General features: G+C 67.2%; 14 protein-coding genes. 13 read left to right on the top strand and 1 reads right to left on the bottom strand.

The genetic code is table 11. From position 1 onward, the window contains the following. Positions 1-27: 27 nt before the first annotated feature. The 7 genes from LKO27_RS10530 to LKO27_RS10500 all read left to right on the top strand — a co-directional run bounded on the left by LKO27_RS10530 (position 28) and on the right by LKO27_RS10500 (position 9,426). Positions 28-2,964 carry a SpaA isopeptide-forming pilin-related protein gene (locus LKO27_RS10530; protein ID WP_370630015.1) on the top strand — a complete coding sequence of 979 codons (2,937 nt, stop codon included), beginning with the start codon at positions 28-30 and terminating at the stop codon, positions 2,962-2,964. 105 nt (positions 2,965-3,069) lie between these two features. Continuing rightward, positions 3,070-4,557, top strand: coding sequence for a SpaH/EbpB family LPXTG-anchored major pilin (locus LKO27_RS10525; RefSeq protein WP_227737459.1), 1,488 nt, complete (start codon positions 3,070-3,072; stop codon positions 4,555-4,557). Between the two features lie 118 nt (positions 4,558-4,675). Next, a complete protein-coding gene (locus tag LKO27_RS10520; RefSeq protein ID WP_227737458.1) occupies positions 4,676-4,843 on the top strand; it encodes a hypothetical protein in 168 nt (55 codons plus the stop codon). 35 nt (positions 4,844-4,878) lie between these two features. Next, positions 4,879-5,808: a class C sortase gene (locus LKO27_RS10515; RefSeq protein ID WP_227737457.1), complete on the top strand. Its 930-nt coding sequence runs from the start codon at positions 4,879-4,881 to the stop codon at positions 5,806-5,808. Positions 5,809-5,924: 116 nt separating this feature from the next. Further along, a complete protein-coding gene (locus LKO27_RS10510; protein ID WP_227737456.1) occupies positions 5,925-6,401 on the top strand; it encodes an Hsp20/alpha crystallin family protein in 477 nt (158 codons plus the stop codon). Between the two features lie 341 nt (positions 6,402-6,742). Next, positions 6,743-8,950, top strand: a complete 2,208-nt coding sequence (locus LKO27_RS10505) for a hypothetical protein (protein ID WP_227737455.1) — start codon at positions 6,743-6,745, stop codon at positions 8,948-8,950. A gap of 125 nt (positions 8,951-9,075) precedes the next feature. Then, positions 9,076-9,426 (top strand): hypothetical protein, encoded by a 351-nt coding sequence (locus LKO27_RS10500; protein ID WP_227737454.1) that lies wholly within the window; start codon positions 9,076-9,078, stop codon positions 9,424-9,426. A 100-nt stretch (positions 9,427-9,526) separates the two neighbouring features. Here the strand turns inward: LKO27_RS10500 and LKO27_RS10495 are convergent, their stop codons facing one another. After that, the gene (locus LKO27_RS10495) at positions 9,527-11,257 is read right to left on the bottom strand and encodes a glycerol-3-phosphate dehydrogenase/oxidase (RefSeq protein WP_227737453.1); all 1,731 of its coding nucleotides are present in this window, start codon (positions 11,255-11,257) and stop codon (positions 9,527-9,529) included. A gap of 170 nt (positions 11,258-11,427) precedes the next feature. Here LKO27_RS10495 and LKO27_RS10490 point away from each other — a divergent pair, with 170 nt between their 5' ends. From LKO27_RS10490 to LKO27_RS10465, 6 genes are all read left to right on the top strand, one after another. Continuing rightward, positions 11,428-12,360, top strand: coding sequence for a sugar-binding transcriptional regulator (locus LKO27_RS10490; protein WP_255622471.1), 933 nt, complete (start codon positions 11,428-11,430; stop codon positions 12,358-12,360). A 56-nt stretch (positions 12,361-12,416) separates the two neighbouring features. Then, positions 12,417-13,367, top strand: coding sequence for an enoyl-CoA hydratase/isomerase family protein (locus tag LKO27_RS10485; RefSeq protein WP_227737451.1), 951 nt, complete (start codon positions 12,417-12,419; stop codon positions 13,365-13,367). 50 nt (positions 13,368-13,417) lie between these two features. Next, entirely contained in the window at positions 13,418-14,392 is a 975-nt protein-coding gene (gene trxB, locus LKO27_RS10480) for a thioredoxin-disulfide reductase (RefSeq protein ID WP_370630007.1), read from the top strand. A 64-nt stretch (positions 14,393-14,456) separates the two neighbouring features. Further along, on the top strand, positions 14,457-14,777 hold the full coding sequence (trxA, locus tag LKO27_RS10475; RefSeq protein ID WP_227737449.1) for a thioredoxin: 321 nt from the start codon (positions 14,457-14,459) through the stop codon (positions 14,775-14,777). Between the two features lies 1 nt (position 14,778). Beyond that, positions 14,779-15,606 carry a hypothetical protein gene (locus tag LKO27_RS10470; RefSeq protein WP_227737448.1) on the top strand — a complete coding sequence of 276 codons (828 nt, stop codon included), beginning with the start codon at positions 14,779-14,781 and terminating at the stop codon, positions 15,604-15,606. A gap of 51 nt (positions 15,607-15,657) precedes the next feature. Continuing rightward, on the top strand, positions 15,658-16,965 hold the full coding sequence (locus LKO27_RS10465) for a PLP-dependent aminotransferase family protein (RefSeq protein WP_227737447.1): 1,308 nt from the start codon (positions 15,658-15,660) through the stop codon (positions 16,963-16,965). Positions 16,966-16,980: the final 15 nt, after the last annotated feature.

The following is a 16,980-nucleotide window of genomic DNA, read 5'->3' as shown; positions in this document are numbered from 1 at the left end:
CGCAACAGCTCCGGCGGCGGCACGCTGATGCCCTACACCTTCCAGACCGGCTCCAGCCTGCGATCGGGGAGCACCTACCTGTCCACGCAGGACTTCATGTGGAAGCCGGAAGTGGACCGCCACTTCAACAGCTCCAGTGGCAACTGGCAGGTCTCGCGCGTCAACCCGGCCCCGTACGAGGAGTGCGGGATCGACGTCGCCCTCATGCTCGACCTGTCCAACTCCATCCCCGACGTCACCCAGGTCCGCAGCGCGGTCAACAAGATCGTCGATGGCCTGGTGGGCACCCCGTCGCGGGTCTCCCTGTTCTCCTTCAGCCGCCAGAGCCCCGCCGACGGCGCCACCAACTACCCCAACCTGATGCCTGTGGCCACGTCCAGCCAGGCCCAGAACGTCAAGAACCTCTACAGCTCCTGGGGCACCTCGGCCGGAACCAACTGGGACGCCGGGTTCAGCGCCGTCGCCACCTCAGCCAGCAACTACGACGCCGTGGTGGTGCTTACCGACGGCGGCCCCACCGTCAACCGCGAGAGCAGCGCCTCGAGCAGCACCGTCCGGAGCACCAACCGCGACGTCGAGTACGGCATCTTCAGCGCCAACGCGGTCAAGGCAAAGGGCACTCGGGTGGTGGCCATGGGCGTGGGCGGTGGCATCTCTGGCAGCGACGCAGCGCAGAACCTGATCGCCATCTCCGGGCCGGTCCAGAACAGCGACTACTTCCAGACCTCGGACTTCACGCAGGCCGCCAACCAGATCGTGCAGATGGGCCAGGCCGCCTGCAGCGGCAACATCACGGTGACCAAGCAGTTGGTGCCGCTCGGCGGCACCAAGAGCAACGCGACCCTCGCCGGCCCGGGCTGGACCTTCACCGCGACGGCCCAGACCAGCGGAGTCACCGTCGCTCCCGGCAGCGCCACCACCGTCAACGACGAGACCAGCACAGTCTCCTTCGACGTGAGCCTCCCCAGCGGCACCACCCAGAGCGCCGTGACGGTCACCGAGCAGCAGCAGGCGGGCTACCAGATCTTCCAGGTGAGCGGGAAGAACGCCGAGTGCCGCAACCTCAACACGGGCGCGGCGCTGACGGTCACCAACGTCGGCGCGAACGGGTTCTCGGTGACCGCACTCAGCGACGCCGCCGTCGGCTGCACCGTGTACAACACGCCCCCGCCGCCATCGACCTCCTGTGAGGCCAACACTGTCTTCAACGTCGACGCCAGCAGCGGGGAACTCTACAAGATCACCGGTGGGACGGCGACGAGGCTGCTGGACCCGCCCAACGACGTCTCCGACACCTTCGAGGGCGTTGGCGTCTCCCAGGACGGCTCCACCTTCTGGGTGCTGGAGTCGAACAGCGCGGGCAGTGTTGAGATCTTCCGGTGGCGGTCGGGGGACACCAACTGGCAACCCTTCCCGTCGGGCGGCGGTGTCCACACGATCACCAGCGGGGTGAAAGCTACCGGCGGCGCGGTAGCCCCCGACGGTGCCTACTGGTTCGGCGCCTTCAGCGGCTCGAATTACCAGCTGTGGCGCGTGGACCCGAACACCGGGGCGCTTACGTCTGAGGGTTCCCTGGCCTTGGGCACGGTGTCCAGTCCCAGCGGCGACTTCGCCTTCGACGCCCGCGGCAACCTCCACCTCGGCCAGTACGACGCCACCGGTGGTGCGCGGTTCGCCAGCGTTCCCGCTGCCGAGCTCATCGCCACCGACGCCACCCTGACAGCCACTTTCACGGGTTGGCGCCCCATGCCCAAGGTGTTCGAGGGCATCGCCTTCGACAACGACGGATCGGTGTTCACGGCATCCTCGGACAAGACCATCCAGAAGCGGGTCTCGACGACCTGGGCCGGCACCGAGCTGGGCGTGTTCGACGGGGATCGGGACCTCGCCAGCTGCCAGACCCCGCCCACCATCACGCTGGCCAAGAACGTCGTCACCAGGGTCAGGTCCACTGACCAGTTCACCCTGAGCCTGGTGGGCTCGGGCTCGAACATCGCTTCCGTCACCACAACGGGCACCGCCACGGGGGTCCAGGCCCAGCAGGTCGGGCCGGTGGTCATGATGAACATCGGAAACTACACGTTGAGCGAGACCGCCTCGGGGACCAACAACACGCTTACGAGCTACCAGACCACCTATGAGTGCAGGATCCCGCAGACGGGAACGGTGCTGACCTCCGGCACAGGAGCGTCCTTCTCCCTGACTTTGGGAGCATCCAGCACCACCGGTCCCGAAGTGGTGTGCACCTTCACCAACCGGCTGCCCAGCGCCGCCCTCACGCTGGTCAAGGGATTCGACATCCGGTACGGGGCACCGTCCAACCCATCCGCCTGGGTCCTGACCGCCAATGCCCTCCAGTTCGCCAGTGGCCAGACCCAGGATGTCCCGCCCAGCACCTACACCATCGGCGAGGTGGCCAAACCCGGATATGAGTTGTACAGCATCGCCTGCACGCTCAACGGCACCCAGTCCACCACCTCACTCGCGTCGCCGACGATCGCGCTGAACGCCGGCGACGTCGCCACCTGCACCCTCACCAACCGGGACCTGCCCGGCCAGGCGACGTGGCTGAAGTCCAATTCCGCCGGCACGGCATTGTCCGGGTCCGAATGGGAACTGACCGGTCCGCGCGGCACCACCATCGTGGTGGACAACGGCGCCGGTGACACCGACCCTGCTGAAGGCGCCATCGCGGTCGCCGGCCTCGCCTGGGGAGAGTACGAACTCTTCGAGGTCAAACCACCCACAGGATTCCAGCTCACCACGGAGCTCTGGAACTTCGTCGTCACCGACGTCTCGCTCGCCAACAGCAAGCCCCAGGCCTTCGTGAACAGCCCCGTCACTCTACCCGCGCTCCCGCTCACCGGGGCCTCCACCCAGCTGGTGGTGTGGCTCACCGGGCTGCTGCTCGTGCTCGCCCTGCTCGGCGTGGCCGGCTGGACCCAGTTCAGACAGAAACCCTGACCCATCATCCCCACCCCGACGGCTCCACCCGCTCCCAGCGGCCCGGCTGTCCCAACCCCCCAAGAACCAGTTCCGGAGCCACCGGAGCAACAAGAAAGGAAAATCGTGTCAATCCGAACCAAGGCACTTCGCCGCGTCGCGGCGGCAGCCGGGGCCCTCACCCTGGCTGGTCTCGGCCTTGCCGGTGGTGCATCCATTGCCCACGCAGCACCCGGCGACGTCGACTTCACAGAAGACGGGTCAATCACCGTCCACAAGCTCACCCAGCCCGCCACCCCCGGCGCAGAGGGCACCGGTGAGCAGATCACCATCCCTTCCGGGTCCGAGCCGATCGCAGGGGTTGACTTCACCGTCACCCAGATCACCAGCATCGACCTCTCCGACCCCGCCGAGTGGGACCAGCTCGCCACCCTCACCGTCGCCGACGCCAAGGCCACCGAAACCCTCGGCACCCCCGCAACGGGCACCACCGACGTGACCGGCGCTGCGGCCTTCACACCCCTGCCGGTGGGCGTCTACATCGTCGAGGAGACCAGCGTCGCGAACGCGAACGTGAACGGCGAACCGGTCACCATCACCTCTCAGGCTGCCCCTTGGATCGTCGTCATCCCGACCAGCATCAACGACGTCTGGACCTACGACATCCACACCTACCCCAAGAACGTCGTGACGCAGCTGGTCATGGCCGTCAACGAGACATTGGCCTCCGGCCTCGGCTCGGCAGTCTCCTGGCCGGTCACGGCAACCCCGCCGGTCTACCCGGGCGACGAGCTCCTGTCCGCCTACACCCTCACCGACGTCCTCGATCCCCGGTTGGCCTACACCGGAATCAGCGGAGTCACCTACAACGGCGTCGCACTCGTTGAGGGCACCGACTACTCGGTCACCGTCACCGGACAGGAAGTGGTCATCACGCTTCTGGCCCCGGGTCTGAGCACTGTCAACGCCACCCCCGGCGCCGAGCTTGCGCTCGTCGTGGAGACCACCATCACGACCATCGACGACGGCATGATCCCCAACTCCATCACGCAGTCGGCGCTCGGCAGCGCTGCCGGTGCAGTTGCTGCGGTGACCTTGTCCAACGAGCCGCTCACCAACTGGGGCGCGATCCAGATCATCAAGCAGGACCAGGACAGCCTGGCCCGGATCTCCGGAGCGGAGTTCCAGGTGTACTCGGTCGATCCCGCCACCAACCCCGGCGCCACGCCCATCGAGTTCCCGACCGGCACGGCGGGGCTCGTGGACGGCTCGACGAACACGTTCGTCACCAACGACGACAACCCGGCCGACCTGGGAAGCGTCGTCATCCCCGGTCTGGTCACCGGCCAGGACAACACCCAGGACTACTGGCTCGTGGAGACCAAGGCACCTGCCGGCTACGTCCTCGACGCGGCCCCTCGGTTGGTCACCGTCGTCACGAGCAGCATCGAGACCGCCGTCGACGTGGTCATCGACAACGTGAAGCAGGACCGCCCGCTGCTCCCCCAGACCGGTGGAGCTGGCACCGTCGCATTCAGCGTCGGTGGCCTGGGCCTGGTGCTCGTCGCCGTGGTCCTGGGCATGCGCTCGCGTCGTTCACGTGCGACTGCCTGATGAACCCACGTCAGCCGGGCCGAGGGCATAACCTGACCTGACGTGCTGGAGACTGGGGCGCGGACCAATCGGTCCGCGCCCCAGCTCTCATCACAACCACAAGACAGGAGGCCGATTTGTGCTGAACATGATTCTGGCGTTGTGGCTGGTTCCCGCCACTCCTCCGCCGCCACCCTTGGAGGACGTCGAGTTCTCGGGCACACCTGCCTTGTTCTACTGGGTCATCGGTGGCCTGCTGCTGGCCGGGGTGCTGGGGATCCTCCTCTACGGGCGCTTCAAGAAATGACCCATGGCGCCGCCTCCGGGCGTGGCCGCCACGCAATGCCCGAGCCTGGGCCCGCGCAGGCGCGGAGCCCACGGGGCAACGGGCTGACCTCCCGGACAGTGCTCGCGGTCATCGGCCTCCTCGGCCTGGGCATGGCCCTGTACCCGTCGGTCGCCAGCTGGAACGCCGCCGTCATCCAGTCCCAACTGACTGACACCTACCACGTCGAGGTCAATGACCTCGCCGAGGAGAGCCGGCTCGCCGCACTGCGGAGGGCCGCGGACTACAACGTCACTGTCGCCGCCGGCGCCGCCTACGACCCGGAGACAGGGCTCCTGGCCCCGCCCGACTCGCAGGAGTACGGCACCTACCTCTCGATGCTCAGGGACGTCCCCTCCGGTGTGATGTCGCGGATCAAGATCCCGAAGATCGAGGTGGACCTGCCCATCTACCACGGGACGAGCGAGGCCGTCCTCCTGGCCGGCGTCGGCCACCTCTACGGGACCTCCCTTCCGGTGGGGGGTGAGTCCACCCACTCGGTCCTCACTGGGCACGCCGGCCTCGCGGAAGCGATCATGTTCACCGACCTGCGCGAGCTGGACCTGGGCGACGAGTTCGAGCTGCAGACCTATGGGGAGACGCTCAACTACCGGATCTCCGACATCCAGATCATCGAGCCCAACGAGACAGAACTGCTCGTGGTCCAGCCCGGTCGCGACCTCGTCTCTCTCATCACCTGCACACCCATCGCCATCAACAGCCACCGCCTCGTGGTGACCGGGGAGCGGATCCCCACCCCGGCCGAGCCTGTGCCGGATGAGGTGGTCGCCGAAGCGCTCGGCTTCCAGTGGTGGATGGTGTGGGGCGCCGCAGGCTGCCTCCTGGCCCTGCTCTACGTGATCCTGGGCGGCCGCAAACGCAAGCCGCCGACGACGCCGCGGCGCGCGCTGGTCTCCACGGACCATGCGACGCCGCAAGAAAACTGATTTTCCTTTCGGCAATCTTGACTCCTCGTCGCCCCGTACTAAACTTGAGTCGAAGGCACTCAAGTTGTACGAACAACTCAAGAACGCCACTCAAAACCCACGAAAGGAGCAACATCATGGCACGCAGTTTCGATCCGTTCCGGGACATGGAGCGCCTCTTCGGTGAGGTGGCACGCAGCACCACCCAGCCGGGTCTGGCAATGGACCTGTACCGCTCGGGCGACCACTTCGTCGCCGAATTCGACCTGCCCGGTGTGGACCCGCAGTCGATCGACATCGACATCGACGACCGCACGCTGACGGTCAGGGCCGAACGCAGGAGCGAGGACACCCGCCAGGAAGGCCAGTGGCTGGTGCGCGAGCGCGCCTCCGGCACCGTCGCCCGCCAGCTCGCGCTGGGCCGCGGCGTCGATCCCGCAGGGATCGCGGCCGACTACAGCGACGGCGTGCTGAAGGTCACCATCCCGGTGGCCGAGGACTCCAAGCCTCGCAAGATCTCCGTCCAGCACACCGGCGGAAACCGGGCGATCGAGTCCGACGTCATCGAGGGCGAGTCCTCCGAGGAGCCCCAGGAACAGGCTCAGGCGAGCTGAGTCACCGACGCTGGCAAGCCCCCACCCGAGCGGGTTGGGGGCTTGCTCATGTCTGAAACATTTATCGTTGTCAGAGCCAAGTTGCACTGCTCTGACAAGGGCAAACACCTCTTTGGTGCGGATCTTGTCCCGGAGGCAATTTAGTGCAACTTGTGTCTGAAGGCGCACGACGGCGCTTAGTTTCAGTCCCACGGATCGCAGCGAGGCGTTGCCAAGTGGGTGGTGCCTCCCGACAGGAAAGAGACACAGTGAACCGAAATCCAAAGAGGAGCCTAGCCGCTTTCACCGGCGTCGCGCTCCTTGCTGGCCTCTCCCTAATCGGGGCCCAGCAAGCAACCGCAGTGGGGACGACGTACTACGTCGACGCCGTTGCCGGCAACGACACCAACCCCGGCACCTCGGAGTCCGCTCCACTGAAGTCCACGGCAGCGGTCACCGCCCTGGTGCTGCAGCCCGGCGACACGGTCAAGTTCAAGGCGGGCCAGACCTTCGACGGCAACATCAAGCTCGAAGAGTCCGGAACTGCGGCGAACCCGATCAAGATCAACTTCTACGGCGAGGGCACCCGCCCGCACATCCGGGGCATCAACCTGGATATCGACACGGCAACCAACAAGTACAAGGGTGGTGCAACCATCCAGCTCCTGAACGTCGAGGGCTACGAGATCTCGGACCTCGAAGTCACCAACGACGTCCCGGTCCGTTCCGAGGAGACCCGCGCGTACCGCCAGGGCGTCGACGTCCTGGTCAACCGCGCCACGGAGGGTCAGGATGGGGTCTACGAGCACATCCACTTCGACAACCTCTACATCCACGACGTCTGGGGCTTCCTCGACTACAAGGGTGACGGCAACCTTGGCAAGAAGAACGGTGGCCTGGGCTTCGTCATCTCCAAGACCCTTGGCGACACCGGCGCCCCCGGGCGCTTCGACGACATCCGGGTGACCAACACCCGCATCCACGACGTCGACCAGACCGGCCTCTGGCTCGAGGGCATCCGCGACGCCAAGGTGGATCCCGGTTCGGACGGCACGCAGGCGACGGGACAGACCTGGGACCAGGTGAAGTTCACCAACGTCGTCATCCGCAACAACGAGATCCTGCGCACCGGCAAGAACGCCGCCATCCTGCGCATGATGGAGGGCGGCGTGTTCGAACACAACCGCATCTCGGAGATCTCCGCGGACATCGGCGCCGGCAACTCGGTGTTCACGTCCTACGTGGATGGCGCCACCATCCAGTACAACGAGGTCTCGCACAACCTGTCCAACGTGACCAGGGACCCCGACAACCCGACGCAGCCTGCCAGCGGAGATCCAGACCCCGCGTGGAAGGACGGCGCCGCGTTCGACCCCGACCTCGACAGCCCCAACACGGTGTGGCAGTACAACTACAGCCACGACAACCACTACGGCCTGGTGACCATCTGCACCCGCGACGACGATGACGGCATCATCCTGCGCAACAACATCGACATCGGCGGCAAGGGTCGCATCCTGAACATCAACTACTCCTTCGAGGGCGTAAAGATCCTCAACAACGCCCTGTGGACCAAGCCGGTCCCGGAGAAGGAGTACGACCACCTCGAGTTCGACTTCACCAACCCTGACCGCAAGGAGGCCAACGGCTACCCGCAGCTCATCTGGGAAACCTTCCTGCGCGAAGCGCCCACCTTCACAAAGGGCCAGACCTACACCCTGTCGGGCAACACCTGGTTCAACGAGGCCACCACCGCATCCTGGTACCTCAACCCGAACAAGGACGGCGTCTCCCAGCAGATGGTCAACCGCACCGTCTCCGGCAACAAGATCTACGGGAACGTGCCCGGAGTCGACACCGTTCCCGACGGCGCCGAGGACGACTACCAGCAGGTCATGGCCGGCTTCACCCAGAAGGGCGGCAGTGCGCCGGCCACCTGGATCAAGGACACCGTCGGTGACGAGGCCTGGAACTACTGGCAGCCGGTGATCGAGGGCGTCGAAGGCGGGCAGCCGAAGAACGGCCCGCAGACGCACGAGAGCTTGGTCCCCCAGCCGATCGATCCCACCTCGTCCCCGACGGCGTCCTCGTCCCCGACGGCGTCCTCGTCCCCGACGGCGTCCTCGTCCCCGACGGCGACCTCGTCCCCGACGGCGTCCTCGTCCCCGACGGCGACCTCGTCCCCGACGGCGACTTCGTCCCCGACCCCGTCCCCGACTCCGACCACGTCTGCACCGACCAATGCAGGCTCCACGGCCACCGTCGCGGACTACAAGGTGAACATCTACGACACCTACGGTGACAAGCTCCTCAAGGCGCACCGCGTATACAAGGACGACGCGTCGAACGAGGCAGAGTTCTACCAGGAGCGCATCAGCGACTCAAAGAGCCGGTTCCTGCCGGTCGAGCTCGTCGCCTCCTGCGATGGTGACGAGTGCGTGACCGTAGGCGGCCTCACGGAGGACTTCTACGACGCGGCTCCCACGTTCAGCGTCCACCCGGACACCGGCAAGCTGACCGCCGCCCAGGAGCAGCAGATCCGCGACTACTTCGCGAAGTACCTCAACTGATGCAGCAGTAAGCACTGGTTGAAACCACAAGAGCAGCCAGGTCACGCCCCCCGCGTGACCTGGCTGTTCTCTTGCCTCGGGGAACTGGCAACATGTGCTCCATCCGACCCCGATTGGAGCAGCCGATGAGAACCCTCCCCTCCCTTGACGGACGCGTGTTCACCGCCGTCGTGAACGACGACGGCGAGGTCGGTTCCAGCACCCGCTTCCGGTACACCGAGAGAAGCGCCGTCGTGCACGCCGACTACGCGGGCGGCGACGTGGTGCGAGGATTCCTGGTCGGCACCCGCGACGGCGACCAGCTCGACTTCCGCTACGCGCACCTGAACACCCAAGGCATCACCTCCACGGGCCACTGCGTCACCCGCGTCGAGGAACTGCCCGATGGCCGGCTCCGCCTCCATGAGACCTGGGAGTGGGAGTCTCGCGATGGAAAGGGGACCAGCATCGTCGAGGAGATCCCGCGCGACAGCTGAGCGGTCACAGACCGTCAGCCGGCTGGCGCCCCGCACGCCGTGGCCGGGAACCGAACGGCCCCTGCACCGGGAGGTGCAGGGGCCGTCGTCGTCGGTGTCTTCAGTCCAGGGAGCCGCCCTCGACGACCTCTGGTGCCTGCAGGCGCGCGGCCGCGGCCGCCTCGTCGGTGGCCTCCTCCTCGGCCGCCAGCTCGGCCGCGATCCTTGCCCGGTACTGATCCTTTTCCGCCTGCTTGCGAGCCTCGTCCCAGCCGAGCACGTCAGCTGCGATGTCGGCCACCTCATCGACGGCGGACCCGCCCCTGTCGCGGGCCTCGGAGTTCAGCCGGACCCGGGCCACGAAGATGTCCTCCAGGTGCATGGCCCCTTCGACGGCGCAGGCTCGGTGCACCTCGGCGCGCAGGAACTGCGGTGCCGCCGTCAGCGGCTCCCCGAGCTTCGGGTCGCGGTCGATCTCGGCCAGCAGCTCGCCGAGTTCCGAACCGTAGCGGGACAGCAGGTGCTTGACCCGGTCGTCGTCGAATCCGTACTTCTGTCCGATGTGGGCTGCCTGGTTCCTCATGGCGTCGTAGCCGGCAGCACCCAGCAGCGGCAGTGACTTGGTCACAGACGGCTTGCGCTTGGCCTCTGCCTTGCCGAGCGCGAAGTCGACGGCGTCCTCGGCCATCACGCGATAGGTCGTCAGCTTGCCGCCGGCGATCGCGACCATGCCGGGCGCGACCTCGGTCACGGTGTGCTCGCGGGAGACCTTCGTCGACTTCGACTCGTCCAGCACCGCTGGCTGCAACAGCGGACGCAGGCCCGCGTAGGTGCCGATGATGTCGTCGCGCGTGAGTGGCTTGGCGAGCACGGAGTTGGCGTGCTCCAGCAGGTAGTCGATGTCCGCGCTGGTGGGTACGGGGTGCTGCAACTCCTCATGCCAGGCGGTGTCGGTGGTGCCGATCACCCAGTAGTGCTGCCAGGGAATGATGAACAACACCGACTTCTCGGTGCGCAGGAACATGCCGGACCGGGCCTTGATGCGTTCCCTCGGCAGCACGATGTGGATGCCCTTCGACGCCAGCACCCGCAGGCCACCGGAACCGCCGGCCATGGCCTGGGTCTTCTCGGTCCAGACGCCCGTGGCGTTGATGACGTGCTTCGCCCGGATCTCGAGCTCGCGCCCGGACTCCAGGTCCACGACCTTCGCTCCGGTGACCCGGCCGTCGGTGCCCCGCGGGATCTCGGTCACCTTTGTGCGGCTGGCAGCCACGGCACCCAGGGACACCGCCGTGCGGATGAGGGTGATCACCAGACGGGCGTCGTCCACGCGCGCGTCGTAGAACTCGATCGCGCCGATGAGCGCCGATGGCTTGATGTCCGGGAAGTGCTCCATCGCCCCCTTCTTGCTCAGGTGGCGCTGGATCGGGACGGTCTTCTTGCCACCCGAGCCGATGAGGGCCAGAGCGTCGTACACCCCGACGCCGACGGCGGAGTACGCGCGCTCGATGACCCGCTGCTTGAGCGGCCACAGGAACGGCTGCGCCTCCACCAGGTGCGGCGCGATCTTGCTCAGCAGGGCGCCTCGCTCGCTCAGGGCTTCGGCGACCAGCTTGAAGTCCAGGTTGTACAGGTAGCGGAGCCCGCCATGGACCAGCCGGGAGGATCGCGACGACGTGCCGGAGGCCCAGTCCTGTGCCTCGACAACAGCTGTGCGCAGGCCGCGCGCTGCGGCGTCAAGGGCGATCCCGGCGCCGGTGACGCCCCCGCCGATGACAAGTACGTCGAACTCCTGTGTCCCCAGGGCCTCGATGGCCTCGGAGCGTTGTTCAGTGGACAGCTTGCTTGACATGCGTTCTCCTTCGATCCGCGTGATTTCAACCCTCCCTGCAGCTGCACGTAGTTGCAAGGCCGCTGCACGTTCGTGCATCCACCCTGTAGGCTGGCGCAACAAACCAACGTTCCCCCGGAGAGGGAGTGGCCGTGCGCCGCAACAACGACACGCTGCTACGGGTCGCCCGCATGTACCACGTGCAGGCGGAGACGATGGAGGCGATAGCCAACCAGCTCGGGGTTTCACGCTCGACGGTGTCGCGGCTCCTCAAGGACGCCAAGGACCGCGGCCTGGTCCGGGTGACCGTGGTGGATCCGGACCGGCCCTCCACCCGCATCTCTGAGCTCTTCGAGCGCTTCTTCCACGTCCAGACCCACCTGGTGAACGTGCGCCATGGGGCCAGCAGCGTCTTCCGGCTGGAACAGGTGGCTCGCGTCGCCGCCACCCTCCTGGACGAGACCGTGCGCAACGGGGACACCGTAGGCGTGGCCTGGGGCACCACCACCTCCGCGATGGCGTCGCACCTCAGGCCCAGGGACCTGAGCGGTGTGACCATCGTCGGGCTCAACGGCGGCGCAAACCACCGCACGACGGGCCTGCCCTACGTAGGCAGCATCCTGCAGCGCTTCGCCGCCGCCTTCAGGGCCGACGAGCAGCTCTTCCCGCTGCCCGCGTTCTTCGACAATCCCCAGACCCGGCGCGCGATGTGGCTGGAGACCAGCACCCAGCACATGCTCGAGGTGCGGGCCCGGACGCGGGTCGCGGTCTTCGGCGTCGGAGGGCTCGGTTCGGAGCTGCAGTCCCACGTCTACGCGTCCAACTACCTCAGCGAGAGGGACCTGGCCGAACTGAAGTCCGCCAGCGTCGTCGGTGACGTGTGCACCGTCATGCTGCGCGAGGACGGCTCCTGGCGCGATGTGGCGTTCAACGACCGGGCCACCGGCATGAATCCCGACGAGCTGCGCCGGATCCCGAAGCGGATCTGCGTGGTCAGCGGCACCAGCAAGGCACCCGCGGTGCTCGGGGCGCTCCGCGCGGGCGTCGCGACCGACCTCGTCATCGACGACGAGACCGCGCGCGTCGTGCTGCGCAGGATGCGGCCCGGGCTCAGGCTCGAATGACCTGATATTCATGGGATGATCTCCCGAGCATCGGGTGGGTGTCTACGCTGGAGGCCATGTCGGAACTCATTCAGGCCACCGTCGACGACGGCGTCGCCACCCTGACGCTGAACCGGCCGAAGGCCATCAATGCCCTGAACCTGGAAATGCTCGAGGCGATGGTTTCCGCGCTCACAGGTTGGACCAGACGCCAGAGCCACGAGGGTGAGCCGCCGCTGCCCGAGATCTCGCAAGTGGTGTTCAAGGGTGCCGGGGAGCGCGGATTCTGTGCGGGCGCCGACGTGCGCGAACTCGCCGAGCTCGTGGCGAACGACGGGGCCTGGCTGCAGTACCTCGAACTGGAGTACGCGCTCGACGGCCTGATCAACAGCTACCCCAAGCACACGCGCTCGGAGATGTTCGGCATCACCATGGGCGGCGGGCTGGGGTTCGCCTCCAAGGCCAGCTCCCGGATCGTCGACGACTCGACGCTCATGGCCATGCCGGAGACCAAGATCGGCTTCTTCCCCGATGCCGGCGTCATGTACCAGCTGGCCAGGGCCGGTGGCGTCGGCACGCACGTTGCCCTTACCTCGGCCCAGTTCAACGGTGGTGACGCCATCGCCATGGGACTGGCCGACGAGTCGGCCGTTGGTGATCTCCCCACTCCCCTGTCCGACGCCGCCGCCGAGTGGATCGACGAGTGCTACGCCGGCGACGACGTCGTGGAGATCGCAAACCGCTTGGAGAACCACGAGCACCCCGACGCCAGGCGCGCGGCCCAGGACCTGCGCGCCCGCAGCCCGTTCGCGGTCACCGTCGCGCTCCGGGCCCTGCGTCGCGCCGAGACCCTTGACATCCCCGAGGTGCTCACCCAGGACCTGCGCCTGGCGGAGTCGGTCATCCCCGTCGACTTCCTCGAAGGCGTGAGGGCTCTGCTCGTACGCAAGGACAACGCCCCGAAGTGGCAACACGCCCGCCTCGAGGACGTCCCCGCCGCGTTGGTGGATGAGGCCTTCGCCTACTGACCGACCGCTTGGTTAAGCCCTGCGCGGAACCGCAGTTGCGGGCGCATAGGATGGGGGCGCCCGCCAATCGACACCCAGGAGCTTGCATGTCCGACCAGGTCCACGACCTCATCATCATCGGATCCGGACCCGCCGGCTACACCGCCGCAATCTACGCCGCCCGCGCCGCCCTGAACCCCGTCATCTTCGAGGGTTCCTTCGACGCCGGTGGCGCCCTGATGAACACCACCGAGGTCGAGAACTACCCCGGATTCTCCGAGGGCATCATGGGCCCAGCCCTCATGGACGAGATGCGCAAGCAGGCCCTGCGCTTCGGCGCCAACATCATCACCGACGACGCCACCGAGCTCGACCTGACCGGCGACGTGAAGCTGGTCACCGACTCCGATGGCGTGGTCTGGAAGGCCCACGCGGTCATCCTCGCCATGGGCTCGGGCTACCGCAAGCTCGGGATCACCGACGAGGACCGCCTGTCCGGGCGCGGCGTGTCCTGGTGCGCCACCTGCGACGGCGCCTTCTTCCGCGACAAGCCGATCGCCGTCGTCGGCGGCGGGGACTCGGCAATGGAGGAGGCCACCTTCCTCAGCCGGTTCGGCTCCAGCGTGGCCGTCATCCACCGTCGCGACGCCCTGCGCGCCTCCGCGATCATGGCGGCCCGGGCCGAGAAGGACCCCAAGATCAGCTTCGAGTGGAACTCCGCCGTCACCGGGATCAACGGCGACAAGTCCGTGGAGTCCCTGACCCTCACCGACACCCTCACCGGTGAGGAGCGCGACTTCCCGGTCCAGGGCCTGTTCATCGCGATCGGCCATGAGCCGCGTTCGGAACTGGTCCGGGGCCAGGTGGACCTCGACGGCGAGGGCTACGTCCTCACCAAGCAGGGCTCCACCGCCACCAACCTGCGTGGCGTCTTCGCCTGCGGGGACCTCGTGGACCACACCTACCGCCAGGCCATCACCGCCGCCGGCACCGGCTGTTCGGCCGCGTTGGACGCGGAGAAGTTCCTGGCTGCGCTCTCCGACTGACCGGCTTGCGCGGACTAGACTTGCCCATCGCCCCCGAAGGGGATCACAGGAGGAAGAGGAACCAATGGCAGTCACCGATGTGACCGAATCGACGTTCTCAGACGAAGTGCTGGGCTCAGACCAGCTGGTCGTCGTGGACTACTGGGCGGACTGGTGCGCGCCCTGCAAGCAGCTGAGCCCCATCGTCGAGGAACTGTCCAACACCTACGCGGGCCAGGTGAAGTTCGTGAAGGTGGACACCAGCGCGGAGCCCGGTCTCGCCGCGCAGCAGGGAATCCTCAGCCTGCCCACCCTGCAGTTCTTCAAGTCCGGCGACGTCGCTCACTCGATCTCCGGCGGCAAGTCGAAGAACGCGCTGAAGAAGGTCATCGAAGAACTCCTCTGACGTGACCGAGCCCAGAGACCCAGTGCAGGGCGACGAGGAGCCGCAACCGGTACCCCGTCGCTCTGCCGAGTCCGCCCCGACGGCAGCCACTGCGGTGTCGCCGCCCTCTGGGACGTCCGCGACGTCGGCCACCTCCGTCGGTACGCCGTACTCGTCCTGGAGCTCGTCGTCGGCGCGGTCCTCGGCGTCGGCCCCCGAGCCCCGCGAGGTCAGCGGCACCCCCGAGGGCACGCCAGACCCGTCCGGCTCCTGGCGCAAGGTGACCAAGGCGCCGCCGGCAGTGACCGACCCCACCCCGCTGATGGACGCAGCCATCCCGGACCCGCCTCCTCCGATCCCGCTCTGGGTCAAGATCGCGGGCCTCGGTGGCGTCGCGGTCCTGCTGCTCCTGTCGCTTTGGCTCGGGCTGACCCTCGGCGCCCCCGGACCGACGGCGTCCCCGTCGACCACGCCGTCGCCGAGTGCAACCTGGGAGCTGGCAGCGCCACAACAGGTGGGCGACTTCGTGCAGGGCGACGTGTCCGAGTCCATGGACCCCGCCATCGAGGAACGCCGCATCATCACCTCCGGTTACAGCGACGGCACCGACCGCATCGTGGTGGTGCTCTCCCGGCCCGAGCCGGACATCCGCACCTACCTGGCCAATGCCGCCATCTCCGACGTCACCGAGGTCGGCGAGGCAAGCTGCGGCACGTCGTCGGACACCGGCGCGCCCGTGTGCGTCCGGATCGTCGACGACAGCGCCGTGATGGTGCTGGGCCTCACCGAACAGACCCACACCGTGCTCGCGGGCAATGTGGAGGCCTTCATCCAGGCACTGACGGCGTGAGATGGGCGGACCGTCCCCGGTGTCCCCGCGCTGATGGGGCACAGTAGATCCATGACACCCGAACAACCCAGGTTCGATACCCGGCTCGACCGGTTCATCGACAACTACGCGAACCGGACCCGCGGCATGAGGGTGTCTGCCGTTCGTGCCCTGTTCGCCGTCGCGAACCGGCCGGAGATCGTCTCGCTCGCCGGGGGCATGCCCAACATCAAGGACCTGCCGCTGCCCGACATCGCCGACCACCTGGCCCAGCTCATCCGCGACCACGGCACCCAGATCATGCAGTACGGCTCCGGGCAGGGCGAGCCTCGCATCCGCAATCACATCTGCGACGTGATGGCGCTCGAGGGCATCGAGGCCCATCCCGACGACGTGATGATCTCCGCTGGCTCCCAGCAGGGTCTGGACCTGGTCTCCCGCATCTTCCTGGACCCGGGCGACGTCGTCCTGGCGGAGTCGCCGTCGTACGTGGGGGCCCTTGGCACCTTCCTCAGCTACGAGGCCAGCGTCGTGCACGTGGCAAGCGACGATGCCGGCCTGGACCCGCAGGCCCTCCGGGAGACGGTGCTCCGGCTGCGCGCCGACGGCAGGCGTGTCAAGTTCCTCTACACCATCCCCAACTTCAACAACCCCTCCGGGCTCACCCAGCCCTGGGAGCGCCGCCTCGAGGTCCTGCGGGTCTGCGAGGAGTTCGGCGTCCTCGTGGTCGAGGACAACCCGTACGGTCTGCTGAGCCTCGACGCGGAGCCGGTCCCGGCCATGCGCTCCGTCAACGCCGACGTCATCTACCTGGGCTCATTCTCGAAGACGTTCGCGCCCGGTTTCCGGGTCGGCTGGGTGCTGGCACCGCACGCGGTGCGCGAGAAGCTGGTGCTCGCCCAGGAGTCGGCGACGCTGTGTCCCCCGGTGTTCAGCCAGTTCGCCATCTCCAACTACCTGGAGGAGTCGGACTGGCGCGGACAGATCGTCGTGTACCGCGACATGTACCGCCAGCGCCGCGACGCCATGCTCGAGGCCCTCGACGACTTCATGCCACCCGGCTGCACCTGGACGCGCCCCAAGGGCGGCTTCTTCGTCTGGGTGACGATGCCCGAGGGTGTGGACTCCCAGGTGATGCTGCCGCGCGGCGTGGACGCGCGCGTCGCCTTCGTCCCGGGGTCGGCGTTCTATGCCGACGGCCAGGGCGCCCGCAACGTGCGCCTGTCCTACTGCTTCCCCACGCCGGACAACATCAGGATCGGCGTGGAGCGTTTCGCCGACGTCCTTGAGGGTGAGCTCGAAGTCATGACCACCTTCGGCGTCCACTCCCCCACCATCCACCCGGGACGCCCCGTCGGACCCGGCCCAGATCTCTCCTGACAAGGACTGATGCAC

The sequence above is a fragment of the Tessaracoccus sp. OS52 genome (genome assembly GCF_020687685.1).
Lineage (GTDB): Bacteria > Actinomycetota > Actinomycetes > Propionibacteriales > Propionibacteriaceae > Arachnia.
This window is presented reverse-complemented; position numbering and strand designations above follow the sequence as displayed.

Excerpts from the sequence above, each read along its gene's own strand:
- LKO27_RS10530 (WP_370630015.1), top strand. The coding sequence starts at position 28 with ATGCCCTACACCTTCCAGACCGGCTCCAGCCTGCGATCGGGGAGCACC.
- LKO27_RS10515 (WP_227737457.1), top strand. The coding sequence starts at position 4,879 with ATGCCCGAGCCTGGGCCCGCGCAGGCGCGGAGCCCACGGGGCAACGGG.
- LKO27_RS10510 (WP_227737456.1), top strand. The coding sequence starts at position 5,925 with ATGGCACGCAGTTTCGATCCGTTCCGGGACATGGAGCGCCTCTTCGGT.
- LKO27_RS10500 (WP_227737454.1), top strand. The coding sequence starts at position 9,076 with ATGAGAACCCTCCCCTCCCTTGACGGACGCGTGTTCACCGCCGTCGTG.
- LKO27_RS10495 (WP_227737453.1), bottom strand. The coding sequence starts at position 11,257 with ATGTCAAGCAAGCTGTCCACTGAACAACGCTCCGAGGCCATCGAGGCC.
- LKO27_RS10490 (WP_255622471.1), top strand. The coding sequence starts at position 11,428 with ATGTACCACGTGCAGGCGGAGACGATGGAGGCGATAGCCAACCAGCTC.
- LKO27_RS10485 (WP_227737451.1), top strand. The coding sequence starts at position 12,417 with ATGTCGGAACTCATTCAGGCCACCGTCGACGACGGCGTCGCCACCCTG.
- trxB (WP_370630007.1), top strand. The coding sequence starts at position 13,418 with ATGGGGGCGCCCGCCAATCGACACCCAGGAGCTTGCATGTCCGACCAG.
- trxA (WP_227737449.1), top strand. The coding sequence starts at position 14,457 with ATGGCAGTCACCGATGTGACCGAATCGACGTTCTCAGACGAAGTGCTG.
- LKO27_RS10465 (WP_227737447.1), top strand. The coding sequence starts at position 15,658 with ATGACACCCGAACAACCCAGGTTCGATACCCGGCTCGACCGGTTCATC.